Source organism: Aeromonas sp. SCS5 (assembly GCF_001887375.1).
In the GTDB taxonomy this organism is placed as follows: domain Bacteria; phylum Pseudomonadota; class Gammaproteobacteria; order Enterobacterales; family Aeromonadaceae; genus Aeromonas; species Aeromonas jandaei.
In genome coordinates this window covers 1-25,804 of sequence record NZ_LFCS01000023.1, presented here as the reverse complement: position 1 = coordinate 25,804, position 25,804 = coordinate 1, and the positions used below count along the sequence as shown (strand labels likewise).

General features: G+C 61.5%; 17 protein-coding genes. 8 read left to right on the top strand and 9 right to left on the bottom strand.

The window, feature by feature from the left end; genetic code table 11:
- Window positions 1-220 precede the first annotated feature (220 nt).
- Window positions 221-2,284, top strand: a complete 2,064-nt coding sequence (gene glgX, locus BS300_RS20640) for a glycogen debranching protein GlgX (RefSeq protein WP_071915083.1) — start codon at window positions 221-223, stop codon at window positions 2,282-2,284.
- A gap of 75 nt (window positions 2,285-2,359) precedes the next feature.
- Here glgX and BS300_RS20635 read toward each other — a convergent pair whose 3' ends face one another.
- The 4 genes from BS300_RS20635 to BS300_RS20625 form a co-directional block, all read right to left on the bottom strand.
- Complete coding sequence (locus tag BS300_RS20635) at window positions 2,360-3,079, bottom strand: hypothetical protein (RefSeq protein ID WP_071915081.1); 720 nt, start codon at window positions 3,077-3,079, stop codon at window positions 2,360-2,362.
- A gap of 108 nt (window positions 3,080-3,187) precedes the next feature.
- Entirely contained in the window at window positions 3,188-4,825 is a 1,638-nt protein-coding gene (locus tag BS300_RS20630; protein WP_041210275.1) for an ATP-dependent endonuclease, read from the bottom strand.
- Window positions 4,826-4,902: 77 nt separating this feature from the next.
- Window positions 4,903-5,025, bottom strand: a complete 123-nt coding sequence (locus tag BS300_RS21565) for a hypothetical protein (protein ID WP_255933577.1) — start codon at window positions 5,023-5,025, stop codon at window positions 4,903-4,905.
- 72 nt (window positions 5,026-5,097) lie between these two features.
- Window positions 5,098-5,976, bottom strand: a complete 879-nt coding sequence (locus BS300_RS20625; protein WP_033116108.1) for an AraC family transcriptional regulator — start codon at window positions 5,974-5,976, stop codon at window positions 5,098-5,100.
- Between the two features lie 175 nt (window positions 5,977-6,151).
- Here BS300_RS20625 and BS300_RS20620 point away from each other — a divergent pair, with 175 nt between their 5' ends.
- Both BS300_RS20620 and BS300_RS20615 read left to right on the top strand, forming a co-directional pair.
- Window positions 6,152-7,069 (top strand): EamA family transporter, encoded by a 918-nt coding sequence (locus BS300_RS20620; protein WP_071915077.1) that lies wholly within the window; start codon window positions 6,152-6,154, stop codon window positions 7,067-7,069.
- A 55-nt stretch (window positions 7,070-7,124) separates the two neighbouring features.
- A complete protein-coding gene (locus BS300_RS20615; protein ID WP_071915076.1) occupies window positions 7,125-7,991 on the top strand; it encodes a LysR family transcriptional regulator in 867 nt (288 codons plus the stop codon).
- A 76-nt stretch (window positions 7,992-8,067) separates the two neighbouring features.
- Here the strand turns inward: BS300_RS20615 and BS300_RS20610 are convergent, their stop codons facing one another.
- The 4 genes from BS300_RS20610 to BS300_RS20595 form a co-directional block, all read right to left on the bottom strand.
- Entirely contained in the window at window positions 8,068-8,844 is a 777-nt protein-coding gene (locus tag BS300_RS20610; RefSeq protein ID WP_043851743.1) for a TSUP family transporter, read from the bottom strand.
- A gap of 189 nt (window positions 8,845-9,033) precedes the next feature.
- Window positions 9,034-9,801, bottom strand: coding sequence for a tRNA-uridine aminocarboxypropyltransferase (locus tag BS300_RS20605; RefSeq protein WP_071915074.1), 768 nt, complete (start codon window positions 9,799-9,801; stop codon window positions 9,034-9,036).
- 175 nt (window positions 9,802-9,976) lie between these two features.
- Window positions 9,977-11,188: an ROK family transcriptional regulator gene (locus BS300_RS20600; RefSeq protein WP_033116113.1), complete on the bottom strand. Its 1,212-nt coding sequence runs from the start codon at window positions 11,186-11,188 to the stop codon at window positions 9,977-9,979.
- Between the two features lie 130 nt (window positions 11,189-11,318).
- Window positions 11,319-12,986: a methyl-accepting chemotaxis protein gene (locus BS300_RS20595; RefSeq protein ID WP_033116114.1), complete on the bottom strand. Its 1,668-nt coding sequence runs from the start codon at window positions 12,984-12,986 to the stop codon at window positions 11,319-11,321.
- 124 nt (window positions 12,987-13,110) lie between these two features.
- On the opposite strand from BS300_RS20595, the gene BS300_RS20590 reads away from it, so the two are divergent.
- The 5 genes from BS300_RS20590 to glpC all read left to right on the top strand — a co-directional run bounded on the left by BS300_RS20590 (window position 13,111) and on the right by glpC (window position 18,752).
- On the top strand, window positions 13,111-13,569 hold the full coding sequence (locus tag BS300_RS20590) for a YchJ family metal-binding protein (RefSeq protein ID WP_083593576.1): 459 nt from the start codon (window positions 13,111-13,113) through the stop codon (window positions 13,567-13,569).
- 51 nt (window positions 13,570-13,620) lie between these two features.
- A complete protein-coding gene (locus BS300_RS20585) occupies window positions 13,621-14,406 on the top strand; it encodes a PilZ domain-containing protein (protein ID WP_041210283.1) in 786 nt (261 codons plus the stop codon).
- A 151-nt stretch (window positions 14,407-14,557) separates the two neighbouring features.
- A complete protein-coding gene (glpA, locus tag BS300_RS20580; RefSeq protein WP_071915071.1) occupies window positions 14,558-16,243 on the top strand; it encodes an anaerobic glycerol-3-phosphate dehydrogenase subunit A in 1,686 nt (561 codons plus the stop codon).
- The gene (gene glpB, locus BS300_RS20575; protein WP_071915069.1) at window positions 16,233-17,498 is read left to right on the top strand and encodes a glycerol-3-phosphate dehydrogenase subunit GlpB; all 1,266 of its coding nucleotides are present in this window, start codon (window positions 16,233-16,235) and stop codon (window positions 17,496-17,498) included. The genes glpA and glpB overlap by 11 nt, the downstream gene beginning before the upstream one ends.
- 51 nt (window positions 17,499-17,549) lie before the next feature.
- Window positions 17,550-18,752 (top strand): anaerobic glycerol-3-phosphate dehydrogenase subunit GlpC, encoded by a 1,203-nt coding sequence (glpC, locus tag BS300_RS20570; protein WP_071915067.1) that lies wholly within the window; start codon window positions 17,550-17,552, stop codon window positions 18,750-18,752.
- 86 nt (window positions 18,753-18,838) lie between these two features.
- Here the strand turns inward: glpC and BS300_RS20565 are convergent.
- Window positions 18,839-25,804: type I secretion C-terminal target domain-containing protein (locus tag BS300_RS20565; RefSeq protein WP_143241873.1), on the bottom strand; the 6,966-nt coding region annotated here is incomplete at its 5' end.

Sequence of the window (25,804 nt, the reverse complement as noted above, 5' to 3'; positions counted from 1 at the left end):
GCTACCGAGCTGCTCCACCCCGCGTCCGAGGTGGCCAATAATAGGCGCCAGCGCACAGATTGCAAGTAAATATATCAAAAAAAGTTTATTCGTAGATTTATACGACAAAGAGTGCGGTCTTTATCAGCATCATGCTGTTTTTTCAGGCAAACGGATCAGGGAAAGGCATCCGGCACTACACTCAATAAGCTGAACACTCCTCATTTTGGGTAGGTATGATATGCGCATCTCCGCCGGACATTGCCGTCAGTTGGGGGCTACACCCGACAGTCACGGCGTCAACTTCGCGATCTGGGCACGCCTGGCCAGCCGGGTAGAACTCCTGCTCTTCTCCAGTGCAGGAGATTGCACCCCGGAGGTGATCCCGCTCTCGCCCCGTTTCAACCGTACCGCCTATTACTGGCATATCCATATTGAAGGCCTGCCCATCGGGCAGCGTTACGCCTATCGCATTCAGGGCCCATGGCGCCCCTATTGCGGTACCCGCTTCGATGGGGAAAAGGTGCTGCTCGATCCCTATGGCCGCAGCATCGAGCTCGGCCCCAACTACGATCGCTGGGCTGCTGCACTCCCGGGCAGCAACATTGCCAGCTGTGCCAAGAACCGGGTGGTTGATACCCGCCACTATAACTGGGAGGGTGACAAGCTACCGGCCCACTCCCTCTCGCGCTCGGTGATCTACGAACTCCATTTGGGAGGCTTTACCAACTCACCAAGCTCCGGGGTTGCGCCTGAACTGCGCGGCACCTATCTGGGTCTCATCGAGAAGATCCCCTATCTGCAATCCCTCGGCGTCACCGCCGTCGAGTTGCTGCCGGTGTTCCAGTTTGATCCGCAGGATTCGCCCAAAGGGCTCTCCAACTACTGGGGTTACAGCCCCATGTCCTTTTTTGCCCCCCACGCCCAGTACGCCTGCGGCGACGATCCGCTGACCGAGTTTCGCGACATGGTCAAGGCACTGCACAAGGCCAACATCGAGGTGATCCTCGATGTTGTCTACAACCACACGGCGGAAGGGGGCAACGATGGCCCCACCTTCTCGTTTCGCGGCATCGACAACGAGGCCTACTACATCCTCGACAACAACCAGCAGGACACCAACTACTCGGGCTGCGGCAACACCTTCAACGGCGCCCACCCGGTAGTGCTGCGGATGATCATGGACAGCCTGCACTTCTGGCGGCAGGAGATGCACGTCGATGGTTTCCGGTTTGATCTGGCAGCCATTTTGTCGCGGGATGAATCGGGCCAACCGCAGGCCAACGCCCCCACCCTGCGTACCATAGATACAGACCCCAACATCGCCGACATCAAGCTCATCGCCGAAGCCTGGGATGCGGGGGGACTCTATCAGGTAGGATCACTCGCCGGCGCGCGCTGGCGTGAATGGAACGGTCAGTTCCGCGACGATGTGCGCCGTTTTCTGAGGGGGGACGATAACAGCGTGACGGCCTTTGTAGAGCGACTCTGCGGCAGCCCCGATATCTACCACTATCACCATGCCGACCCCGAGAAGAGCATCAACTTCGTCACCTGCCACGACGGCTTTACCCTGTGGGACTGGGCCAGCTACAACCACAAGCACAACGAAGCCAACGGCGAGCAGAACCGCGATGGCTGCGATCACAACTTCAGCTGGAACCACGGCCACGAAGGGGTAACGGAAGATCCCCAGATCAACGCCCTGCGTATGCGTCAGGCCAAGAACATGATGGTGGCCACCCTGCTCTCGGTGGGCTCCCCCATGCTGCTGATGGGCGATGAACTGCTGCGCACCCAGCATGGCAACAACAATGGCTACTGTCAGGATAACCCGACCTGCTGGATGGACTGGCAACCCAACGCCCGCAGTCAGGAGATGTTCCGCTTCATGAAGGAGCTGATCCAGTATCGCAAGCACCTGTTCCAGCGCCCCGAGCAGGAGAGCATGCCGCTGTCGCTCACCGAAATCCTGCGCCACAGCGAGATCTGCTGGCACGGCGTCAACGCCATGCAGCCTGACTTCAGCACCCACTCCCACGCCATCGCCATGTCGGCCCTCTCGAGCGAAACCCGGCTGGCACTCTACGTGCTGTTCAACGCCTACTGGGAGCCCCTCACCTTCAACCTGCCTAGCCCCCCCAAGGGTGTCGGTGGCTACTGGCGACGGATCCTCGATACCGCCCTCCCCTCGCCGCAGGATATCTGCACCTTCGGCATGCCGCTGGAAGGGCTGACCCGCGAATATCTGGCCCAGCCACGCAGCAGTTGCCTCTTTATCTGCGGGGCAGACGACTTCTACTGATGCCCCCTCCCGCAAACAAAAAGCCCCCGGATCACATCCGGGGGCTTTCTCTTTTTCAGGGCTTGCTTGCCTGCGTCACACCAGCTGATGGAGCACGCTGGTGGCGGCGAGCTGGGCGATGAGCAGACCACACAACGAAGTTGAAACCACAACCGGCGCAGTATCACGCTGCAGATAGAGCGGGCTGAACCAGAGCAGCAGGGAGGCCACCAGCAACGCCGCCTGCGTCACCACCGCCGGGATCAGGGCATCGAGATTGGCCTCACCCCCTTGCCAGCCCACCAGCACGCCCAGCCAGATCAGGCTGGCCATGGCACCAACCAGACCGGCCAGTGGCAGCAGGGTATTGAATGCCTGCAGGCGGTGACGCGCCCGCAGCAGCATCAGGTGGGCAAAGGCCGCACCCAGCATTGCCATCTGCAGCAGACCGCTGACCCAGCCCTGCAGTTGCAGCAGGCCCACGCCATAAACTGCCAGCGGCAACGCCGGCAGCCAGAGCAGGGAAGATGGGATGGAACGTTTCCCCTCCAGCCGTGACTGGGCAAGCGACAGGCCCACGCCCAGCACCAGCGCCGCACCGCCGCTCCAGATCAGCCAGCTGGCCGCCTTGGCCTCTACCGCCAGCATCAGCGAAAGGGCGGTAATGACCCAGATGGAGAAGAGTTGCTGGCTGATGCGCGAGCGTTGGCCAGGGCAGAGATCACCGCGCCAGAGCACGATGCCAAGGGCAATGAGCGCTCCCAGCGCCATCAGGCCGGTCAGGGGAAAAAGCCAGAAAGGGAGTTGGACGAACATGGCGCCTCCAGCAAAGGGTGTCGAAATGCGCCATGATGGCGCCAGAGAGGGGCCGAGTATACCCAAACCCGGCGCCATCCCCAACGCCTGACATCACAAGTGGCGGCCTTAACGCTGGCCGCGGGCCAGTGCCACCACCCGGGCAAACATCTGGCGGATCACCGGCGGTATGTGTTCGGCACCGAGCCGCTCCGCCTCTTCGACCACCGCCAGCGCCATACCCGGTTTGCTGCGATGATGGATCGCCTTGTTGATGATATGGCTGGCACTCCACATGGCGCGGCCACCGACACCGGCTTCACGCCGGAACACCCCCTCAAAGCCGTTGTTGTAGAGGTAGTGCTCGATGTCGACCGCAGGCAGCTGGGTCAGCCGATCCCGCTCTCTGTCGCCTTTGAGCTGACCGCGGGCCGAAGCGGCATACTTGACCCCCGCCTCGTCGCCATCGGCCAGCAGGTGCCACTCGATGCCAAAGTCGCGCGCTACCTTGATCAACGGCGACTGGCCACACTGGGCAAACTCGATGATCCGCACCCCCTCGGCCCGCAGACTGTAGCCACAGATCTGGGCCAGCTCCGAGAGCAGCCAGATCTCTGTCTCCCCTTCCACCAGCAGCCAGCAACGGGCAAACAGCGACATGGGCCGGTTGATCCGCACATGAAAGGCAATCTTGCGCAGATCGTCGCTGCTGTAGCGCTCGCCCCCCAGCTGGTGGCAGAGGATATCCTGCTGGCGCCGCACCAGCCGACGCACCTGATTGAGCGGCAGGGAGGAGAGCAAGTCCCCCGAGTTGGTGGTGAGCAGCTTCTGGCCAGGCAACTGCTCCAGCAGCCCCCACGCCAGCGCCAGCATGGTCGGATGGAGGCGGCTTTCGGGATCTTCGAGGATCATGATGGGACGAGCCCCCTCCTCCAGCTCGCGGTTGCCACGCGCCTGCAGCAGGGTCGCCGCCATCCCCGCCATCGCCAGCTGCAGGGCGCGGTTGTCCGCCTGACGCAGCAGGGTGTGCAGGTTACCCGGATTGCGCAATGTCATGGGGCGATTGATGATGTCGCGCTGACTGCGCGGCTTGTTCTTGATGGGTGCCAGCGCGTTGAAGTAGTGATCCATCAGCTGGCGCACCGCCTGCAGCGCCTCCTTGAGCTCGGGCTCGCCAATGCGCTGGGGCTCGTCGATCAGCTTGTCCGCCAGCTCGTTCAGACGATGCTCGGAGAGATCGCCCCACTGCAATGTCTCCACCCCGTTGCGGGCGGTGCGGGCATCGCGCAGGCGAAAGACCGGGTTCATGGTAATGAGCATGCAGACCAGTTCGTGAGCATTGGCGATGGGCAGGCTTTTGCCCACCCCGTCGAGAAAGTCGTGCAGGGTCGCGACCGTGCCATCCTCCAGCAACTCGGCACTGGCGCGGTAGTGAATGCGGTTGAACTTGTCCTTGTGCAGTACCCAGGCAGGGCAAAGCCGAGCCAGACGGCGGGAGTGCTGGCACATCTGGGGCCTGTGTTCACAGAAGGTGAGCACCAGTTGCAGATGGCGCGCCGGGGCAAGCTCGGGATCTTCCGGCCGGTGGAAATCCTCGGCGCCAAACTGATAGGGCTCGGCATTTTGCCCCAGCAGACACCAGAGGGCGCGCAGCAGGCTCGATTTCCCCCAGGTGTTTTCACCGATCAGCACTGTGGTATGGTCAAGCCCGAGCGACAACCGATTGATGCCGCGAAATCCTTTAACTTCAATACGTTCCAGATACATCCAGCCATGTCCACGTCACTCTGATGGAGCAATAGTGGCAAAGTTGCCGGAAAAATCCTATCTGGTAGCGCCCTTTTTCAGCGGGAACTGTGAGGAATAGCCGGTTCGGGCGGGGTTGGCTCGGTCAGGCGCCCCTGCGGGGCATTCCAGTGGTTGAACCAGAGGTGGCGGGTACGGATCTGGCGCTTGCGATGATTCAATGGCGGCTCCTGTTTGTGGCACTGCGAAATGACGGGGTGAGCGAACTCACCGGAACGCATTGAGTCTCGCGGTTAACTGTGACAGGAGGATGACAGCCGGGCACGCCACTGCCCCGGCGTCAGGCCAAACGCCTCGCGAAAGCGGTTGCCAAAGTGAGCCTGGGAGGAGAAACCGCACTGGCTGGCGATCGTCGCCAGCGGCTCACTCCCCGCCAGCAGCTGCTTGGCCCGCTTGAGGCGCAGCTCCAGCAGGTAGCGGTGTGGCGGGCAGCCCAGGCTCTGACTGAACATGCGGGCGAAGTGATACTCGCTCAGACCCGCCTGCTGCGCCAGCTGGGCCAGCGTCACCGGTTCGGCCAGATGAGCATGGAGGTACTCCTGCACCCGCCGGATCGCCACCGGAGCCAGCCCGCCACGTACCGTCGGCAGTGCAGGCGCCGCCTCGGTATGGTGGCGATAGGCGTGGAGGATCAGCATCCAGGCGCCGTGAGAGAGCGCCAGGCGGTCGATGCCGTGCTGCCACTCAAGCTGCATCAGCTGACTCTGCACCAACAATGCCGCCTTCGGATCGTCGATAAAGGTCTTGTCCAGCAGTTGCAGGTGGCGCCCCTCGCGGTCGCACACCTCCTCGGCGATGCGGGTCAGGTGGGCCGGGGTGAAGTAGAGGTGGAAGAAGCGAAACTCCTCGCGCACCAGCCATTCGGATCTGTGGTGATCCGGCATGATGCACACCTTGCCGGTGCCACCACAACCGCCCGGCCCGTCGAGCCGCTCGGTCTGCTCGCCCCCCTGCAGATAGACGCTCAGGGTGTGGTGGCCCGGCTTGTGGTAGCGGGTCTGATCGTAGCAGTTGCGCCAGCTGGCGACGCCAAGCCCCGGCTCCAGCCAGCAGGAGTCCTCCAGCCGGGCGCCGGTGCTGACCAGTGCGTCGAATACCCCTGCCGTTTTCATCTGACCCTGCCTCTCCCTGACGATCCCGGCAAGCCCATCCTGCCGTCCGCTCATCTTACCGACTGACGCCCCGGATGACAGCGGCCTACAAACAAAAACCGCAAGATGGTGCAAGCCAGCAAGCCCCTGCCCACCCCATGCTGGAATACAAACCTCCTGACTTTTGGAACAACCGATGAACCTTCTGCTCTATCTCGCCACCGTCCTTATCTGGGGCAGCACCTGGATCGCCATCGCCTGGCAGCTTGGCCCCATTCCCATCGAAGTGTCGGTGCTCTATCGCTTCCTGCTGGCGGCGGTGGCGCTGTTTGTCCTGCTCACCGCCAGCGGCCGCTTTCCGCGCCTGCCGTGGCATGGCCAGCGCTATGCGGCGCTGCTCGGCGCCCTGCTCTTTTCCACCAACTTTCTCTGCTTCTACCACGCCACCCGCTATATCCCGAGCGGCATGTCGGCGGTGATCTTCGCCAGCGCCAGCATCTTCAACGGCCTCAACCTCTGGCTGTTCGAGGGCAAACGGCCGGGCCTGCGCTGGCTGCAAGGGTCGCTACTGGGGCTCTTTGGCACCCTGCTGCTGTTCTGGCCGGTGCTGGCAGATGCGCAACTGGGTGCAAACGGCTGGAAGGGATTGCTGTTCGCCTGTGGCGGTACCCTCTGTTTTTCGCTGGGCAATCTGGTCTCGGCCCGCGGCCAGCGCCACGGCTACCATGTGTTGCAGATAGTGCCCTGGGGCATGGTTTACGGCGTCGTGCTGTTGCTGGGCTGGGTCACATTGCTCGGGCAGCAGCTGGTGGTGCCGACCGACAGCCACTATCTGGCGGCCATGGTCTACCTCGCCCTGTTTGGCTCGGTCATCGCCTTTACCGCCTATCTGACCCTGGTGGGGCGCATCGGGGCCAGCAAGGCCTCCTACGCGACCGTGCTCTTTCCGCTGGTGGCACTTACCCTTTCGACCTTCTATGAGGGATTTGTCTGGCAGCCGGTGTCGGTGGTCGGCGTGGTGGTGAGTCTCATCGGCAATCTGGTGATCTTCGCACCGCCCTTGAAGAGCTGGCGCATTGGCCCGTTCAAGGCGGTAAACGACACTTGCTCCTGAAGCGACCAGCCCCTAAGGTAACGCAGATCCAATCTGTCGATGACAAGGGGGCGAGATGTTACTGGAAGGGCTGGAGACGCTGAGCCTGCTGGCAAGTGAAGGAACCATGGCCAAGGTGGCCAGCCGCCTCTATATCAGCCAGTCGGCGGTGAGCAAGCGCATTGCCCAGCTGGAGCAGCGCCTTGGCAAGAAGCTGATCGAGCCGGAGGGGCGCCAGATCCGGCTCACTCCGCAGGCGCTGGAGCTGCTGGAGCGGGTAGCGCCGAGCCTGGCCGAGATGAAGGGGGTACTGGCCGACAGCCAGGATCTGGCTGATCACAGTCCCCTCCCCATCGCCTGCTCCGAGACCCTGCTGGCCGGTTATCTCGCCCACTTCATGCGCGGCTACCTTGGCCGCGACCCGCATCTCGCCCTCTCCACCCACCACACCCCGGTCATTCTGGCGCGGGTGCGCAGCGGCGATGCCCTGCTCGGCATCTGCGCCGGTCGCCTCCCGCCCGGCCATGGCCTTGGCGCCGAGCTGCTGCTGGAGGAGCCCTTCTATCTGGTGGGAGAGGCGCAGCAGAGCCTGCCCCCTGCCGCTCAGGGCGGTGGGCGCAAGATCCTCACCATGGATCTGGAGAACCCCGCCAATCGCTATCTGCGTGAGCCCCTCGCCGCCCTCGGCCTGGAGCCCGCCATGGAGCTCGACTCCTATCTGGCGCTGATCGAGCTGGCCAAGGCCGGTATCGGCCCGGTGCTGCTGCCTGCCGGTCTGCTGGCGCTGGTGGGGGAGCAGGGAGAAACGGCCCGCCTGCTGCCGGCACTCGCCCGCCCGCTCCATCTGGTCTACCGGCCAAATAGTCTCAAGCGCGAGCGCATTGCCAAACTGGTCAACGCCCTGCGCAAACACTTCAGCCATTACAGCGACACACCGCGCTAACGCTGTAAAACCGCAGATATGACAACGGGGCCCGAGGGCACCGTTAACAATTGCGATGCGGCAAGCAAGGCACACATCAGATCCAGGCAAACAGCTCGGGATACTGGCTCCACACCAGCTTGGCGGACATCAGCAGGGAGACGGTCACCAGCAGCGGCTTGATCAGCTTCACCCCTTTTTTCAGCACCATTTTGGAGCCAAAACGGGCGCCCACAAATTGCCCCAGCGCCATGCAGAAACCGACGCTCCACACCACCTTGCCGCCGAGGGCAAAGAACAGCAGGGAGGCGATGTTGGAGGTGAAGTTGAGCAGCTTGGTGTGGGCGGTGGCCCGCGCCATGCCAAAGCCTGCCAGCGCCACGAAACCGATGGCAAAGAATGAACCGGTCCCCGGCCCGAAGAAGCCGTCATAGAAGCCGACCCCGCCCCCCACCAGCAGCGCAAACAGCATGGGAGTCAGACGGCGGGAACTCTCGGCATCGCTCACCCGCGGCGAGAAGAAGAAGTAACAGGCAAAAGCCATCAGCAGGAAGGGAAGCAAGCGCTCCAGCACGGCGGCATCGATGGTCTGCACCGCCAGCGTGCCCACGGCGGCGCCGATAAAGGTGCAGATCACCGCTGGCCAGATCATGGCCCACTCCAGCAATCCTCTGCGGGCATAGAACCAGGTGGCGGAGAAGGAGCCGAAACTGCTCTGCAGCTTGTTGGTGCCAAGCACCAGCGCGGGGGGCATGCCGGTGGCCAGCAGGGCCGGCACCGTCAACAGGCCGCCGCCACCGGCGATGGCATCGATAAAGCCGGCGATGAGCGCCACGCCAAACAGGGCAAACAGGGTAACCAGTTCCAATTCCATCCATAGACCTCACGGGATTGGGTTGCCCGACACAGGGCAACCAGGGGGAGAATAAACACGCCGGGCAGAGGGGCTGCACTGACTGCCGGTTATCCTAACGGGCCAAAGTCCATGAATCTAACGAAACAGTGGCAGCCAATTGATTCCTGATTTTCACTAATTTGGGCTCACGCGCCCCTGCCCCTTGGCTCAAGCGGCGCTTTGTGGCGCCGGAGATTCCACTTCCGATCCCTTGATGGCGGTCAGAGCCGCCAGCAGCGGCGCCTCGTCATCACCGGGGAAACGGCTGACCCGACCGGCCATGTAGCGGCGGCTAAAGAGATTGAACCAGTGCTGCAGCGCCTGCCCGGCCCTGAGCTCCCCCGCCACTTCCAGCACGCAGGCCGCCACTTCGGCGGTGCAGAGGTGCTCATCACAGTTGGCGACCCGCATACCGTAGGTGGAGAGCGTATCGGGTTTGATGGCCAGCACCGGAAAACCGTCGAGATAGGGGCTCTTGTTGAACATCTTGCGCGCCTCGGGCCAGGTGCCGTCAAGCAGTATAAAGAGCGGCTTCTTGCCGGGCGCCAGCACAACCTCGCCGGTCAAACGGGCCGGCTCCTTTTCGCAGGCGGGAAATACCACATAGGGCTGCCAAACGGGATCGGCCAGCAGGGCCAGCAGCTCGGGATGAGGCTCGGTGCGCGACCAGAGAAAGGCCCAGGTGGTATCTGGCAGTACATCGGCGATGAGGCGACCGGTGTTGGAGGGCTTCATCGGCTCGCTGTCGTACATCAGCAGGCAAAAGCCCGCCTCCGCTTTGAGCTCGGGGCGCCACTCGCAGGCACACCAGTCCTCGCGCAGCTGGCAGGCGGGACAACGAGCCAACGTGCCGCCACGGGCGAGAAACGGTCGGGTAGAGATACTCTTGCGCCAGGCCCGCAGGCGGTTGACGGCGTGATCAGGAACAGGCTTCATCTAGGTTCACAACTGGAGTCAAAACAGGAACGGCAACGGTGCCCACATGTCACGGCGCCATAAGCGCCCGATAACAGGGGTTCTGCCGGAAAAGCGCAAGATTGTACCCAGTTACGTGCTGGTGGAACAGCAATCCCTGCCCCTTTCGCCAGGCACAGTGCCAAATCCTTTTGCCTTACGACTCCTGACAGGTGCGCAGCAGCTCCAGCAACAGGCTACCGTCACGCAGCGCCTTGTGCACCTGCACCGAGGTGGGCTTGGTGGGATCTTCGTAGAAGTGGGTGGATTCGATCTGCAGCCGCACCAGATACTCGGCCGGCAACTGGCTCGCCAGCGACTGATGCAACATGGGGAACAGTAGTCGATCGGCACGGGTGATCTCGCCCCCCAGCAGCAGCTTGCCCGGATTGAGCAGACAAATGAGGTTGGAGAGCACCCGCGACAGGCGCCCCGCCGCCTGATGGAGAATATCCTGACAGAGGCTGTTGCCCGCCAGCGCCAGCTCGCACAGCTCGCGAATGGTGACGCTCTCGGGCAGATCGTGCTCCTGCATCCGCTCGCGCAGATCCCGGTATTGCGCCTCCAGCGCCTGATTGGTCACTAGCGTGCAGGCGCAGCCAAAGCCGCCGCAGTAGCAGCGCTGGCCATAGGGTTCGAGCTGCAAATGGCTGAGATCGCCGAGCAGCGCATTTTCGCTCTCGATAAGCTGGCCATTGACCACCATGCCGACACCGATGTCGTTGTGAACGAACACCAGCACCGCATCGGCGCAATTCTTGGCGGCTCCCCACTCGCGCTCTGCCTGGATCCAGGTGCGCACGTCGCCGCTCACCAGCACCGGCACAGCAAAGGCCTCCTGCAAAGTCGGCCCCAGCGGCCAGTTGCGCAGATCGTAGAAGGGGAAGTGCTTGACCATGCCGGAGTGGCGCTCTACCTGACCCGGCAGACAAAGGGCGATGCAGGCAAGGTTGAGGGCCTTTTTCGGCAAGAAGCTGCGAATGGCGTGAACCAGGCTATCCAGCAGTTCGCCGCGCTCGGCCTCGGTAAAAATATGGCGATGGCGCGCCAGCGAACGACCGGTGAAGTCGAACAGCGCCATGTCTACATAACCACGCCCCAGCCGCATGGAGAGAAACTGGAAGCGGCGCTCGTTGATGCGCAGCAAGGTCTGGCGACGGCCACGCCCCACCGAGCTTTCACCACAGGTGACCACCAGCCCGCTGTCGAGCAGCTCGCGGGTGATTTTGGTAATGCTGGCGGGAGAGAGACCGGTCAAGCGGGAGAGATCGGTGCGCGACAACTCCTTGTGCTCTTCCAGGCTGGCATAAACCAGGCCGTAGTTGAGCTGGCGGATCAAGTCGATACTACCTTTCACGATCTCATTCATAGGCTATGGGGCAAACGCAGACACAGAGGGCGGCAATTTTCACACATTATTGGTCAATCCCCAAATAAAGTGCGGCCTGAACCGGGGTTCAGACCGCATCTTGTGGCACTCGTCACCTGACAAGGCAGGATCAATAGCGGAACTGGGAGACCAGCTTGCGCAATTTGTCGCCGGTATTGGCCAGATCACGGGTGGTGCTGTTGGACTCGACCGCCGCGCTGGTCAGCTCGCTGACAATCTGCTGGATGGCCACCAGGTTCTTGTTGATCTCCTCGGAGACCGCGTGCTGCTCCTCGGCGGCCGTGGCGATCTGGATGTTCATGTCGTTGATGGTGCTGACCGCCATCACCATGCTGTCGAGGGAGCTTGCGATGTGGCTCGCCTCCTGCACCGTCTCCTGGCTGCGCTCCTCGCTTGCCTGCATTACATCCACCGCCTGTTTTACCCCGCCCTGCAGACGCTGGAGCATCTCGTTGATCTCCTTGGTGCTCTGCTGGGTACGGCCGGCAAGGGATCGCACCTCGTCTGCCACCACCGCAAAACCGCGGCCCTGCTCGCCGGCACGGGCCGCTTCGATGGCCGCGTTCAGCGCCAGCAGGTTGGTCTGCTCGGCGATGCCGCGAATGACCTCCACCACAGAGCCGATCTTGCCGGTCTCCTGCGCCAGCTGCTCGATAACGCCGGAGGCGGTATGTACCTCGCCCACCAGCCGGTTGATGCTGTTGATGGCGGTGCTGACCACGCCGCGCGCCGCGTCGGATTCGCGGGCCGCATCGCTGGTTGCACTGGCGGCATTGGAGGCGCTGGCCGCCACCTCTTGCGCGGTCGAGCTCATCTCGGTCACTGCGGTGACCACCTGATCGGTCTCCCGGCTATGGCCGTGCATCTGCTGGTCGTAGTGCTCGCTAAGGTGATGCAGCTTGTCGACGGCGCTGAAGAGGTGGTTGCTGGTCTCCCCGACCTGACTCACCACCGACTGGATCCGCTCGACGAAGCGGTTGAAGGCGCTGGCCAGCTGACCAATCTCATCTTTGCTCTGCACCTTGAGACGTTGGGTCAAATCCCCCTCGCCGTTGGCGATATCGTTCAATGCCAGCACCGCATCTGCCAGCGGTTTGCTGACCCTGTTGCCGACAATCACGGTCGCCACCAGAGTGACGCCCAAAATCACCAGGATCACCAGCACCCCGACCTGCAGCGAGCTGTTCATCTTGCTCTCCCGCTCGGCACGCAGGGTGGCCAGTTCGTTGTCGATGTCATCGATATAAAAGCCGGTCCCTATGATCCACTGGTATTTGTCCAGCACCAGGGTAAAGGCCAGCTTGGGCGCATCACGACCGATGGAGGGCTTGGCCGTCCAGTATTCGGTAAAGCCATCCCCCTGACGGGCCGACTTGAGGATCTCCTGAATAAGGAACTTGCCCTTGGCATCCTTGTCATTCCAGCGGTTTTTGCCCTCCAGTTCGGTGCGAACCGGCAGCAATATGGTGTTGCCCTCAAAGTCATAGACAAAGAAGTAACCGTCGCTGCTGTAACGCAGCGGTCTGAGCAACTCTTTGACCTTTTGCCGATTCTCCGGTGAATCAGGCAAGGAGTAGACAGCGTTGATGGCAGTCTGAGCCATCATGATGTAACTGCTGAGCAGCGCCTTGCGATCCTTGATCGCCTTCTCCCGCGCCACCACCAAATCAGACTCCAGATCGCTTCTGGAGAGCATGTAGTTGCTGAGATTGACCGCCAGTGCCATCAACAGCACGGGGAGCGCTCCGAGTAACAGGATTTTCTGCTTTAACGTCATTTTTCACATCCTTGCAGCTGTTTTTATTGGAATTCCTTGCCCAATCATCAGTATAGGTGCTGGCAGTTCGCGGCTCGCTTTCGTTACAATTCCCTTAAAATAAATCGGCCAATTAGCGAAAAACATGACTCTTTGCCCTTGCGGTTCCAACCTTTCTCTCGAACTGTGCTGCGGATCACTCCACGGCGGTGCTCCCGCTCTCACCCCAGAACAGCTGATGCGCTCGCGCTACAGCGCCTTCGTGCTGGGTCTTGGGGATTATCTGGTGCATAGCTGGCACCCCGACTATCTGGGAGAGCTGACCGCAGAACTGCTCTCCCAGACCGATACCCAATGGGATGGCCTCGAGATCATCGCCAGCCAGGGCGGCCCCGACGACATACTCGGCATGGTGGAGTTCAAAGCCTGGTTCGTGGAAGGCGAGACTCGTCACTGCCTGCATGAACGTTCCCGCTTTGTGCGTTATGAGGCTCGCTGGGTCTACACCGACGGCGAGATAGATCCCGTCCCGCTCCGCATTGGGCGCAATGATCCCTGTCCCTGTGGCAGCGGCAAGAAGTTCAAGAAGTGTTGCGGCAATTGAGGCTGACTACTTAAATGAATCTGTAACGCGGGAGCATCGGGACCATGATCCATGACACAACAGACTCAGCAGTCACCCTTCAAATCAATCAAGGATCGTATCAAGGCCAATAAGGAGAAGGGCATCTCCATCCAGGGGCCCGATGTCATGGATTATCTCTATCCCGCCAGCAAGGTGGGGATCGAGGTGATCACTCCGACCGGTCAGCTGCGCTCCCTGCCTGCCGTGCTGATCGGCGCCGACAAGGCGCGCATCATCTATTTCAGCCTGCCCGCCACCACCCCGGCGGATGCGGCACTCTACTGCCAACCGGGTTACCGCCTCACGGCGGCCATCATCTGCGAGCGGGGGGTGGGAGCCATGCTCTGCTTCGAGGGCTTTATCGAGCAGTTCAACAAGCAGCCCCAGCTCTTCACCATGCGCCAGCCAGAGAGCATGACCCTGTTCAAGATCCGCAAGGAGATCCGCTACCCAATCAGTTGCACAGGAGTCGCTCTTTTTGCCCAGCACCCGCTCAACATCCATCTGGTGGACTTTTCGCTGGCAGGTTGCGCCTTCAGCACCCACCATCAGGCACCGACCATTCCCCTCAACCACTCGCTTGAGCTGCGCCTCGATGCCTCTAGCGCCAACGGGATGCCCTACCAGCTGACCGGCACAGTGCGCAACCAGCGCCAGATCAACAACTACCCCGTCTACGGCATGCAGTTCGACGCAGCCGGCCTGCAACAAAGCGAAACCTTTTTGAAGCACCTCGAATTCAATGGCCATCAGATGGTCGTTCGCACTCAAGCTGGCGCTGTTGCGAACATCGCCATGGGCCACTCCGCCCCCTGAAAGGGGCTATTGTCAGGCCGATCCCGATCACACTTCTGAGCATTAACGGTCGAAAATGTTCGATCACGCTCATTTATTTGGTCTGAATCAAACATTTTACTCACGGTTAACGTCAAACTTCTCATCAATGTGAGTAGCGAGACCGGCACCAATGCAAAGAATAACTACACAAGTCGTCATCATAGGCGGCGGGGCCACCGGGGCAGGCATCATGCGCGATTGCGCACTGCGCGACATTGACTGCATTCTGCTCGAACGGGACGATATCGCCGCCGGCACTACGGGGCGCAACCATGGCCTGCTCCACTCGGGAGCACGCTACGCGGTGACGGATCAGGAATCCGCCCGCGAGTGCATTCAGGAAAACCGCATCCTCAAGCGGATTGCCAGCCACTGTGTCGAGGACACCGGCGGCCTCTTCCTCACCCTGCCGGAAGATGACATCAATTTCCAAACCACCTTCATGGATGCATGTGCCCGCGCCGGGATCGAAACCCGTCAGCTCGATCCCCGCGAAGCCTTGCGTATGGAGCCCAACGCCAACCCGGCGATGATCGGCGCAATCCACGTGCCGGATGGTACGGTCGACCCGTTCCGCCTCGCCGCCGCCAACGTGCTGGACGCCAAAGAGCACGGCGCGCGTATCTTTACCCACTGCAAGGTGCTGGGACTCTTGCGCACTCAGGATCGGGTACACGGGGTCAAGGCGATCAACACCCGCACCGGCGAAGCGTTCGAGGTTGAGTGTCAGGAGGTGATCAACGCCGCCGGCATCTGGGGCCAGCAAATTTGCGAATACGCCGATCTCGGCATCCGCATGTTCCCGGCCAAGGGATCCCTGCTCATCATGGATTACCGCATCAACCAGCTGGTGCTCAACCGCGCCCGCAAACCGGCGGATGCGGACATTCTGGTGCCGGGCGATACCATCTCCCTCATCGGCACCACATCCAGCCGCATCGATTACAACAAGATTGACCAGCTCACCGTCGAGCCCGAAGAGGTGGAAGTGCTGCTGCGCGAGGGGATCAAGCTTGCCCCCATCATGGCGCGCACCCGTCTGCTGCGCGCCTACGCCGGCGTTCGCCCGCTGGTGGCGGTGGACGGTGACGACACAGGCCGCAACATCAGCCGCGGCATAGTGCTGCTCGATCACGCCGAGCGCGATGGCCTCAAGGGCTTCAACACCATCACCGGCGGCAAGCTGATGACCTACCGCCTGATGGCGGAGTGGGCCACCGATCTGCTGGCCAAGAAGCTTGGCAACAGCAAGCCCTGCCGCACTGCCGAGCTCAATCTGCCCGGCTCGCGGGATCCGGAGAAGGTCTCCGCCCCGGGGCTCTCGGTGCCTGCCGAAGGGTCGGCCCAGTACCGCCACGGCGAGCGGGTTATCGCCTTCTTCCGTGACAATCCGAAAGCCAACGCCCTCATCTGCGAGTGCGAGATGGTCACCGCCGGTGAAATCGAATACGCCCTGCGCGAGCTCGATGTGGACAACCTCATCGACCTGCGCCGCCGCACCCGTCTGGGGATGGGGCCCTGTCAGGGCGAGCTGTGCGCCTACCGCGCCGCCGGCCTGATGCAGGAGTACGGCAAGGCCGACGGCCGTCAGGCCTGCGTCATGCTGCGCCAGTTCCTGGAAGAGCGCTACAAGGGCACCCGCCCAGTGCTGTGGGGCGATGCCCTGCGCGAGGCCGAGTTTACCTACTGGATCTACGAGGGGCTGTTTGGCCTTGGCGAGTGGACCACACCGCAGCTGGTCACCGATGCGCCACGCGCCCCCGGGCAGCACAATGCCACTCACGCCACTGAGAAGGAGAGCCGTCATGAAGTTTGACAATATCGTTATCGGCGGCGGCATGGCGGGTCTCTCGGCCGCCCTGCGTCTGGTGGAAGCAGGCCAGAAGACGCTGCTGATGGCCTCAGGCCAGAGTGCCCTCCACTTCTCCTCCGGCTCGGTCGACCTGCTGGAGAGCGAGGGAGATCCCCGCGCAGCGCTGCCCGCCTTTATGGCAGCTCATCCGGATCACCCCTACAGCAAAGTCGGAATGCAGAATATCGAGGCGAGCCTGGCCGATCTGCAGCGCCACTGCGCCGAGCAGGGGCTGCCGCTGGTGCGCCACGAAACCAATCACCAGCGCCTGACCCCCATCGGTACCCTCAAACGTACCTGGCTCTCCCCCGATACTTGCGCCTGCGTCACCGATGCACCGATCCCGGACGTGCTACTGCTGGCCACCCTCGAAGGCTTTCGCGACTTTCATCCGGCACTGGCGGCGGCCAATCTGGCGACCCATCCGCGCTTTGCCCACTGCCGCATTCTGACTGGCGAAATCCGCCTGCCCCAGCTGGCGGAATTCAGCCGCAATCCCCATGAGTTTCGCTCTGCCGATATTGCGCGTCTGTGTGACAAGCACCATCTGGTGGCCGATCTGGCCAGCGAGATCAGTCGAATGGTGCAAGAGAGCGGCGTGCCCGACTGCCGCCATATCGTGCTGCCCGCCTGCCTGTCGCTGGGGCTGGTTGGCCCGCGTCTGGCGGAGCTGGAGCAACGTACCGGATGCACCATCAAGGAGGTGGCGACCATGCCGCCATCGCTGATCGGGATGCGGATGCAGGAGGCGCTCAAGCGCCGCTTCATGGCCCTTGGCGGCACCTTCCTCACCAGCGAGCGGGTGCTGGGCGCCCGTTACGAGGGGGATCGGGTGGTCGGCGTACACACCCAGAATGGCGATGACCAGCTGTTTGAAGCGGACAACTTCGTGCTCGCCTCCGGCAGCTTCTTCAGCCGCGGGCTGGAGTCCCGTCTGCGCGGCATTCGCGAACCCATCTTCGATGCCGATGTGCTGAGTCTGGAAGAGCGCGACGCCTGGGCCGGTCGCCGCCTGTTCGATCACCACCCCTTTATGGGCTTCGGGGTCAAGACCGACGACAAGCTCAGAGTGCTGCGCGGCGGCAAGCCGCTCACCAACCTCTACGGCGCCGGCAGCGTGCTGGCGCACTATGACCCCATCAAAGAGGGATCAGGTTCCGGTGTCGCGGTTGCCACCGGCTGGCAGGCCGCCGGCCATATTCTGGGTGCCGCCCAATGATGATTTTGTCCCATATCCCGTGCCTTCACACCCTACGGGAGGAGAACTGACATGCTACTGGATCACGCCAACCAAACTTTCGATCAGTGTATCAAATGCACCGTCTGTACCGCCTACTGTCCGGTGGCCAAGGCCAATCCCGCCTACCCCGGCCCGAAACAGGCGGGCCCGGATGGGGAGCGGCTGCGGATCAAGAGCCCGGAGCTCTTTGACAGCGCCCTCAAGCACTGCACCAACTGCAAGCGCTGCGAAGTCGCCTGCCCGAGTGGAGTACGCATCGGCGACATCATCGCCAAGGCCAAAGACAAGTACAGCGGCTTCAAACCGGGGATCCGCGAGTTCGTGCTCTCCCACACCGATCTGATGGGCAGCATGTCTACCCTGATGGCGCCGGTGGTCAACTTCACCACCGGCCTCAAGCCGATGAAGCTGGTGCTGGACAAGGCGCTGGGGGTCTCCTCCCACCGCGACCTGCCCAAATACTCCCAGGGCACCTTCCGCGGTTGGTACAAGAAGCAGAAAGAGACTCAGGCCCGCTTTGCGCGCCAAATCGCCTATTTCCACGGCTGCTACGTCAACTACAACCACCCGCAACTCGGCAAAGAGCTGGTACAGGTGCTCAACGCCATGAACATCGGCGTGCAATTGCTGGAGCGGGAGAAGTGCTGCGGCGTGCCGCTGATTGCCAACGGCTTCATGGACAAGGCCAAGCAGCAGGCGGCCTTCAACATCAAGCAGATGGAGAACTCCCTGCTGGGCAACGAGATGCCGCTGCTGGCCACCTCCTCCACCTGCGGCTTTACCCTGCGCGATGAATATCCCCACCTGCTGGAGCAGGACAACCACAAGGTGCGGGATCGCATCTCGCTGGTGACCCGCTTCCTGTGGAACGAGTTCTACAAGGGCAACAAACCGGCGATGAAACCGCTCAATCTGCACATTGCCTACCACACCCCCTGCCATATGGAAAAAATGGGGGGTGTCATCTATACCCTCGAACTGCTGCGCGCCATTCCCGGGGTCAAGGTGACGGTGCTGGAGTCCCAGTGCTGCGGGATCGCCGGCACCTACGGCTTCAAGTCGGAGAACTACCAGACCAGCCAGACCATCGGCGAGGGGCTATTCGATCAGATCAACCGCCTGGCCCCCGATCTGGTGATCACCGATTGCGAAACCTGCAAATGGCAGATCGAGATGAGCACGGCGTTTCGCTGCGAACATCCCATCCACCTGCTGGCTCAGGCACTGGCCTGATCGGCTGATAACAAAAGACAATCCACGCAGAGATAAACAAAGAGCCGGCAATTGCCGGCTCTTCCTTTTACGTTTCTCGCCCGCTATCAGGGATGCTGGATGATCAGGCTGTGGTTATCCAGCATGCTCTGCAGGATGTCGTGGGACGAGGTGCTGGTAAGATTCCAGCTGTTCAGATCCACATCCTTCAGGGTGATCTGCTGAGTCACCTGACCACCGTTGGCCGAGGTCACCGAGAGATTCACATCGCTCAGACCATTGCTGCCGCTCGTCACCGACGCCGAGAGGTTGCTTAGCAGACTTTCGACGCTGGCTCCCGGACCACCCCGCAGCAGGTCGGCCAGATCGATCCTGTCCCCCTGTTCCGGATGGAAGTCGGTGATGGTATCGACTGCGGGCTGCCCCTGACTCCCCTCATCCCCCTTCTGCCAGACAAAGAGATCGCTGCCGGCACCACCGGTGAGGATATCGTTGCCTTTGCCGCCATGGAGCACATCGTTCCCAAGCCCTCCCACCAGACGATCATCGCCTGAAGAGCCAAAGAGGATGTCGTCATGCTCGGACCCCAACAGCTCATGACCGCTCTGGCTGTGGATAGTCAGGGTATCGAGTGGCGTGCTGATGGTGGAACCGCCGACACTCGACTCGGCGGAGATCCCCAGTACATGATCCCCATCGCTCAGGCCGTTGAAGTAGAGCGGTACCGAGTGATCCGCCGGGATCAGCCAGTCACCGTTGCTCTCCTGATGTCCCACGGTCAGGCCATGTTCATCCTGTACCTGAGCGTTCCCCAATCCGCTGATGCGAATGGATAGCTCACCGGTTGCCGGATTGACCACGCAGGCCTGCAGACTCAGGGGCACCAGCGCCCCCTGCAGGGCATGGATCTCGTGCTGGGTCAGTGTCAGGCTCGGCATGTCCGGCTCGGGCGTGACATTGATGGTCACCTGATCGGTGTCGCTCAGCGGGCCACCCGCACCACTGTTGCCCTGATCCGAGGTGGTGACGGTCAGGGTATCCTCTCCCCAGAAATCTTTGGCCGGTTCATAGTGCAGGCTGCTTGCCAGCAACTGGTTGAGATCGGCCAGCGACCCCACCAGAGCGATCTCGCTGGTACCCGCCCCCTGCACCATCACGGCGCCAGTTGCGCCCAGCAGGGTAAGCACACCATGCTCGACCCGCAGCACCATGGAGACAGGCGCGCTGCCGGCATCCACATCCTTCACGCTGATACCGGATAGCGACAGAGAGCCATCCTCTTTGACCGTCATGCTGCCCGGCAGCTGATTGACCGGTGCATCATTGACCGGCAGCACCTCGATGGGTACCACATCGGTGTCGCTTAGGGCCCCACCGCTACCGGTATTGCCAAGATCATTGGTCACCATGGTGAGCTGATCCTGACCATTGAAGTCCTGTGCTCCCAGATAGGTCACCCCGCCCGCCAGCAGCGCATTGATGGCGGCAAGCGAGCCGCTCAGCACCAGCGAGCCCGTGCCACTGCCGGTCACGGTCACGCCGCTGCCGGCCGCCAGGGTCAAGGTGCCGTGGCCAACCGAGAGGCGCACCTCGATGGGACTGTTGCCCGCATCCACATCTTTGACCTGCAAGCCATCAATGCGGTAAGGCACATCCTCTTCGGCAACCAGCGGCGCTGTGGGCAGCTGATTGATCGGCGCATCATTGACCGGCAGCACCTCGATGGGCAGCACATCGGTATCGCTGAGAGCCCCACCACTACCGGTGTTCCCCTGATCGTTGGTGACCATGGTCAGGGCGTCATTGCCGTAGAAATCACTGTTCCCCTGATAGGTGACCCCGCCCGAGAGCAAGGCATTGAGATCGGCCAGCGTGCCGGTCAGTATCAGAGAGCCAGTGCCGTTGCCGACCACCGTCACGCCGCTGCCAACTGGCAGCGTCAGGGTGCCATGTTCCACCGACAGGGTGATCTTGATGGGGCTGCTGCCCGCGTCCACATCTTTCACCTGCAAGCCGTGGATGACGAAGGGCTGATCTTCCTGCGCGACTTGTGGGGTCGTTGGCAATACGTTGATTGGCGCATCGTTGACCGGGCTCACATCCACATGAATAGTGCCATTGACTTCAGGGCCAAGGGCACCGTTGTCGAGGCTCTGAGCTATGACCTTGAGATCCAGCGCGCCGTTGGCATCATTGGTTACCAGCTCGACAGAACCCAGCTTGCCGCCCTCGGTGGTGACCTGCCAGCGACCGCCTCCCAGATCAACAACCGTCCCCGCCACGCCGTTTGGCAAGCGGATCTCGGCACCATCAGGAACTCCTTCTATGGTGACCCGAACCTGCTCCGGCTTGTTCTCATGCACATTACCCGCATTGCCGCCGGTTGGTTGGTTATCCCTGGTCTCCAGCCCCAGATCCAGCGTGATCACATCCCCTTCGGTGCCACTCGCCTGCCCTTGAATATCGGCAATGAGGGCATCTCCCACCGGATTGACGGTCACGGTGAAGCTGCCGCTGGTTTCAAGGGGAATGGTGAGCCCCTTGTCGAGGGTAAAGACGCTGAGTGACAGATCCACGCTGCCGCTGAAATCGGCCGGCGGGATCAGGGTCAGCTTGGCAAAATCGGTGCCTACAGGTACTTGCCAGACACCACCACCGTTATTCACGGCAGGGGCCGAGAGGGTAAAACCATCCGGTACCCCCTTGATCTGCAACGCCACTATCTTCTCGGAACCGTCGTTATCGATGAGGGCGGCACCAAAGCCAGCCAGGCTGATGGCACCATCTTCGTTGCCCGATACATCGTGCAGCGTCAGGGCTGCCGGATCGTTGACCGGTCTCACCTCAAAGCCGACCTGCCCGCTCCAGCTACCGCTGTCGGTCACCTGCTGACCACCGACCAGCGCGGTATCGACAATATCGACCTTGATGTCGAGCGGTACCTGACCGCTGAAGTGCTCTTTGGGCACAAACACCAAGTCCTTGAGGGCTGCCACATCGCTGACCACCAGGGTGTTGACCGGCTTGCCACTGCCATCAAGGAAGTAGCCATATTTGGCATCCACCGTGATGGTGACCCGCTCCACGGTTTCAAGGCCACCATTGGCGATGGAGGGGCTGATATCGGCCAGTTTCACCGAGAGATCGAGGTGGATCTCGCTATCTTCCAGATTGTCCGGCTGTCCGTCATGGTTGGTATCCAGCACGGTCAAAGTCAGTTCCGGGTGCTCGCCACGGCCACCATTCACATCGACCACGGGGGCCACATCGACCCGTACCGTGCTGCTGACGACCTTGATATCGCCACTGGCGGTATCCGTGTTGACCACCTTCACCTCGATATTGAGCGAGCCGGCAAAGTCTTGCGGCAAGCCGAGGGTCAGCCCTTCCAGACCAGCCAGTGACGGCGGTACCTTGATGACATACTCACCGGTCGAGATGTTGTATTCGGCGCCGCTGATGGTGACACCCGCCGGCAGCCCCTTGAGGACTATGGTCACCTCGTCGCTGGCCTGATCGGTGGCACCGATATGGATCACGCCTTTGAGCTGCTGACCAAAATCAACCCGGATATCCTCCTTGCCCACCAGCACCGCGTTGTCGTCGATATCGACGGTCGCCGCAGCTTCCTTGTTGGTCGTCGGCGTCGCCTCGAAGGTCGCATCCGTGTTCAGGCTCACCTTGACATGGGCACTGGCATCGCCATCGTCACCCCGGTCGATCACCATGGCATCGATACGGATCGGTTGAACCTTGCCGACAAACCCGTCGGGCGCATGCAGCTTGAAGCTGCCGAGGTTGCCCGCCGGTACGATCCAGCTGCCGTTACCGTTGTTGATGCCGCCAATCACCACAAACTGATCCCCTGCACCACCGTTCAGCACCGGCAGGTTAATCACCAGATAGTCGATCTCCTCCACGCTGGAGGGATCGAGGTCGGTAAAGAGGAAACGCCCTGCCAGATCGATATCGGCACCGCCCTGCCCCACGAGTGCGCCACCAGTTTGGGTCAGCACGCCATCGGGCTCCACCACCGCCTGAATATCGACGTGCAGGTTGCCATCGATCACCTTCTCGGCCACCGTGCCCGAATCCACATCGTGCTGGGTCACTGTGACCTGGCTCTGGATATTGGTATCCCGATCGCTATCCTCCGGCCCCTTCACCAGCAGTTGTCCCCCGTTGAGCAGGCTGTCGAGCTGGGCGGCCGTCAGGGTGACCTGGCCACCCACCACGGTCAGCTGGCTCTCCACGCCGCCGACTCGCAGCCAGATCTGGTAGCCATCCTCCACCCCGGAGAGACTCAGCGCAGTGACCTTCTCGGCACCGTCCGTAAGGGTCGGATGCCAGTCAAGCACGGTGAACTGATCTTCCAGGCCGTGGCTGGTCTTGCTGTAGTCGGTCGCATCGATCTCCGGCTCCACCTTGATATGCAGCGGTACCTCGAAGCTCTTGCTGTCGCCATCGTTCTCGGTGACCACCACCCTGGCGACAAGATGCAGATCCGCCGTGCTGTTGTGGGGTGGCTGAATAAGCAGATTGCCAAAATCGGAGACATTGACCTGATAGGTTGGCTTGCCGCTGGCATCGAGTCCGGCAAAAGTGAGGGTCAGCTCCTTGCCGCTGGCATCAAAGACTCGGGCCCCTTCCGGCAACCCTTGCAGCACCACGTTGAGGCTCTCGGAAGTATCGTGCGGGGTATCGACCCACTCGCCCGAGGTGAGGGTAAAGTTGAGCGGCGCCCGCCCATCTTCGCCCACGGTAATGGCATAGCCTGTCCCTTCGGCCTCCCAGCCGGTATTGCCAAGCTCGAAGTGAGGCTGATCCACCACCCCCACCAGATCCACATGAATGGTCTGGGAGCCGGTCTCTTTCTCGTTCACCACGATGTGGGTCTGGCCATTGGCATCGGTCAGGGTGGCGCTGTCTTTGACCACGCCCTTGATGGTCAGATCGAAATCGACGTTGCTGTTTTTGGGCGGCAGCAGCTTGAGCTCATTGATGCGCTCAAAGGGCACCTCGTAATACCCGGCTGCATTCTGACTGACGGCAACGCCCCCCAGCAGCAGCGTCGCCCCGGCGGGCAGGCCACTGATGCGTACAAAGAGCCGCTCGGAACCATCGGTGGTGTCACCCAGGTGGGCGAGGCCAATCTTGCTGCCCAGATCGAGCAAGGTATCCTCTTTGCCCTGAATATCGCGCACGGTGAGTTTGGCGTCATCCGCCAGCGGATTGACGTTGATCACCAGCTCAATCTTGTCTCCCTGCGCCGTACCCTGACCCGGCGCGATCGGGTTCTGCTCCGTGCTGATCGGGGTCACCGACAGCTTGATGTCACCACTGAAATCCTTGGCCGGAACCACGGTCACCTTGTTGATATTGGCTGCAGATACGGTATAGAGCCCGCTGGCGTTTGGCTTGAGTTCAACCCCGTTGAGCATGAGCGTGCCCTTGCCCGTCTCCCATTTGATCTGGTAGGTCAGGGTCTCGGAGCCATCCGTATCGGTGAGGCCCGCTTTCACATTGAGCTTGATGCCGCTGCTGTCCTCACTGGTATCGTAATGCTGGCTGGTGTGACCTGCATCCCACACCGGCTTGTCGGCCACGCCGCGCACCGTGATGGCAAGATCGCCGGTGACTACAGCAGGGGCATCCCCCTCGGTCACCCCCACCTGCAACTGCACCTGGAAGTGCAGCGGCTGGCCCTTGTTGCTCCAGGTAGACCAGTTGGCATCCGGCACAAAAGTCACCCCCTGGGTGCTGTAGTGCACATTATCACTGGTCACCATGGCCGCTGGCGGGACGATAAACCACTTGCCATCCGCTGTGGTAGCAAGGGCAACCCCGCTGTAATAGAAGGTGCCATGAGCATTGGCTGGCGCCTGAATAAGGAGCTGATCTACATGTTCGCCCCGGTCGAAATCGCCGATATCGAGCTGCATGTTGATGAGGATACCGGCGCTCGGATCCTGAGCCCCCTGATCTTCGTTGCCGGTTGCCGCAGTGACGGTGAAGCTCACCGGCTCATCCCGCAGATTAAGGGTCAAGGTGCTGTCGGCGCGGTCACCGTCGCCATCCACCAGATGGGCGGTGATGACCTGACGCAGCTGGGCATTATCGTGATCAAAGCCGCTGGCCGGCGTGAAACGGTAGCTGCCATCGGCCGAGATGGTGAGAGAGCCCATCACCTGCTTGCCATCCGGACTCATCACATCCCGGGTGAGTGAGCCATTGACGGCATAGGTCTGGCCATTGATGGTGATCGACTCCACCCGGGCGCCATCAGCCCCTTCGTTGGCGGCTGGCAGCAGATCACCGCTGACGGAGGCACTCCCCTCGTTCAGGGTATGAGCCAGCACAGTGCCAATAGGCATATCGTCCTGTACCGTCACGGTCACGCTGACATTGGGGCTACGATCGCCATCGTGATCGGTGACAAAGAGCGGCACCTCAATCGCAAGATCATCTTTACCCTGAATACCGTGATCGAGCTGCCCCACCAGATAGACGCTGTAACTGCCGTTCACATCGAGGTGGATCCAGAAAACCGACTTGCCACCCTCTGCCGTAGCCAGATACCAACCCGGGCTGTGAGCGGCCAGCGTCACCGACTGACCGTTGGAGGTCAGGTGGTTAGCCTGGTTGAAGGCGGCCACGTCGAGTTCAAGGGAAGCAACCCGATCCGAACCGGCGCTAATGGTCACCTTGCCGCTGGCCGTTTCACCCAGATCTGAGGGCATGGTGCCCGGATGCTGGCTGGCAGAGCCATCGAGGGCAGACTCCTTCACTGTGACCGAGTCAATAGCGGAGATAATGGGGTTCACGCCATCCGTCACAGTGATGGTGGTTGAGCCCTGGCTCTGGCTGCCATCGCTGTCGGTTACCTTGATTGGCAAGGTCAGGTTGAGTTTGTCATCCGCCCCGTGATCCAGGTTGGTATGCACTGTCACCTGATAACCTATCTCTGCGCTAGTGTGAGCGGCGATGCTGGCGGGCACAGTGGGGATGGACACCGTCATCACCACAAGACCGCCGCTGGTTACAGCCTGGAAGGTGTGACCATCCGTGCCAAC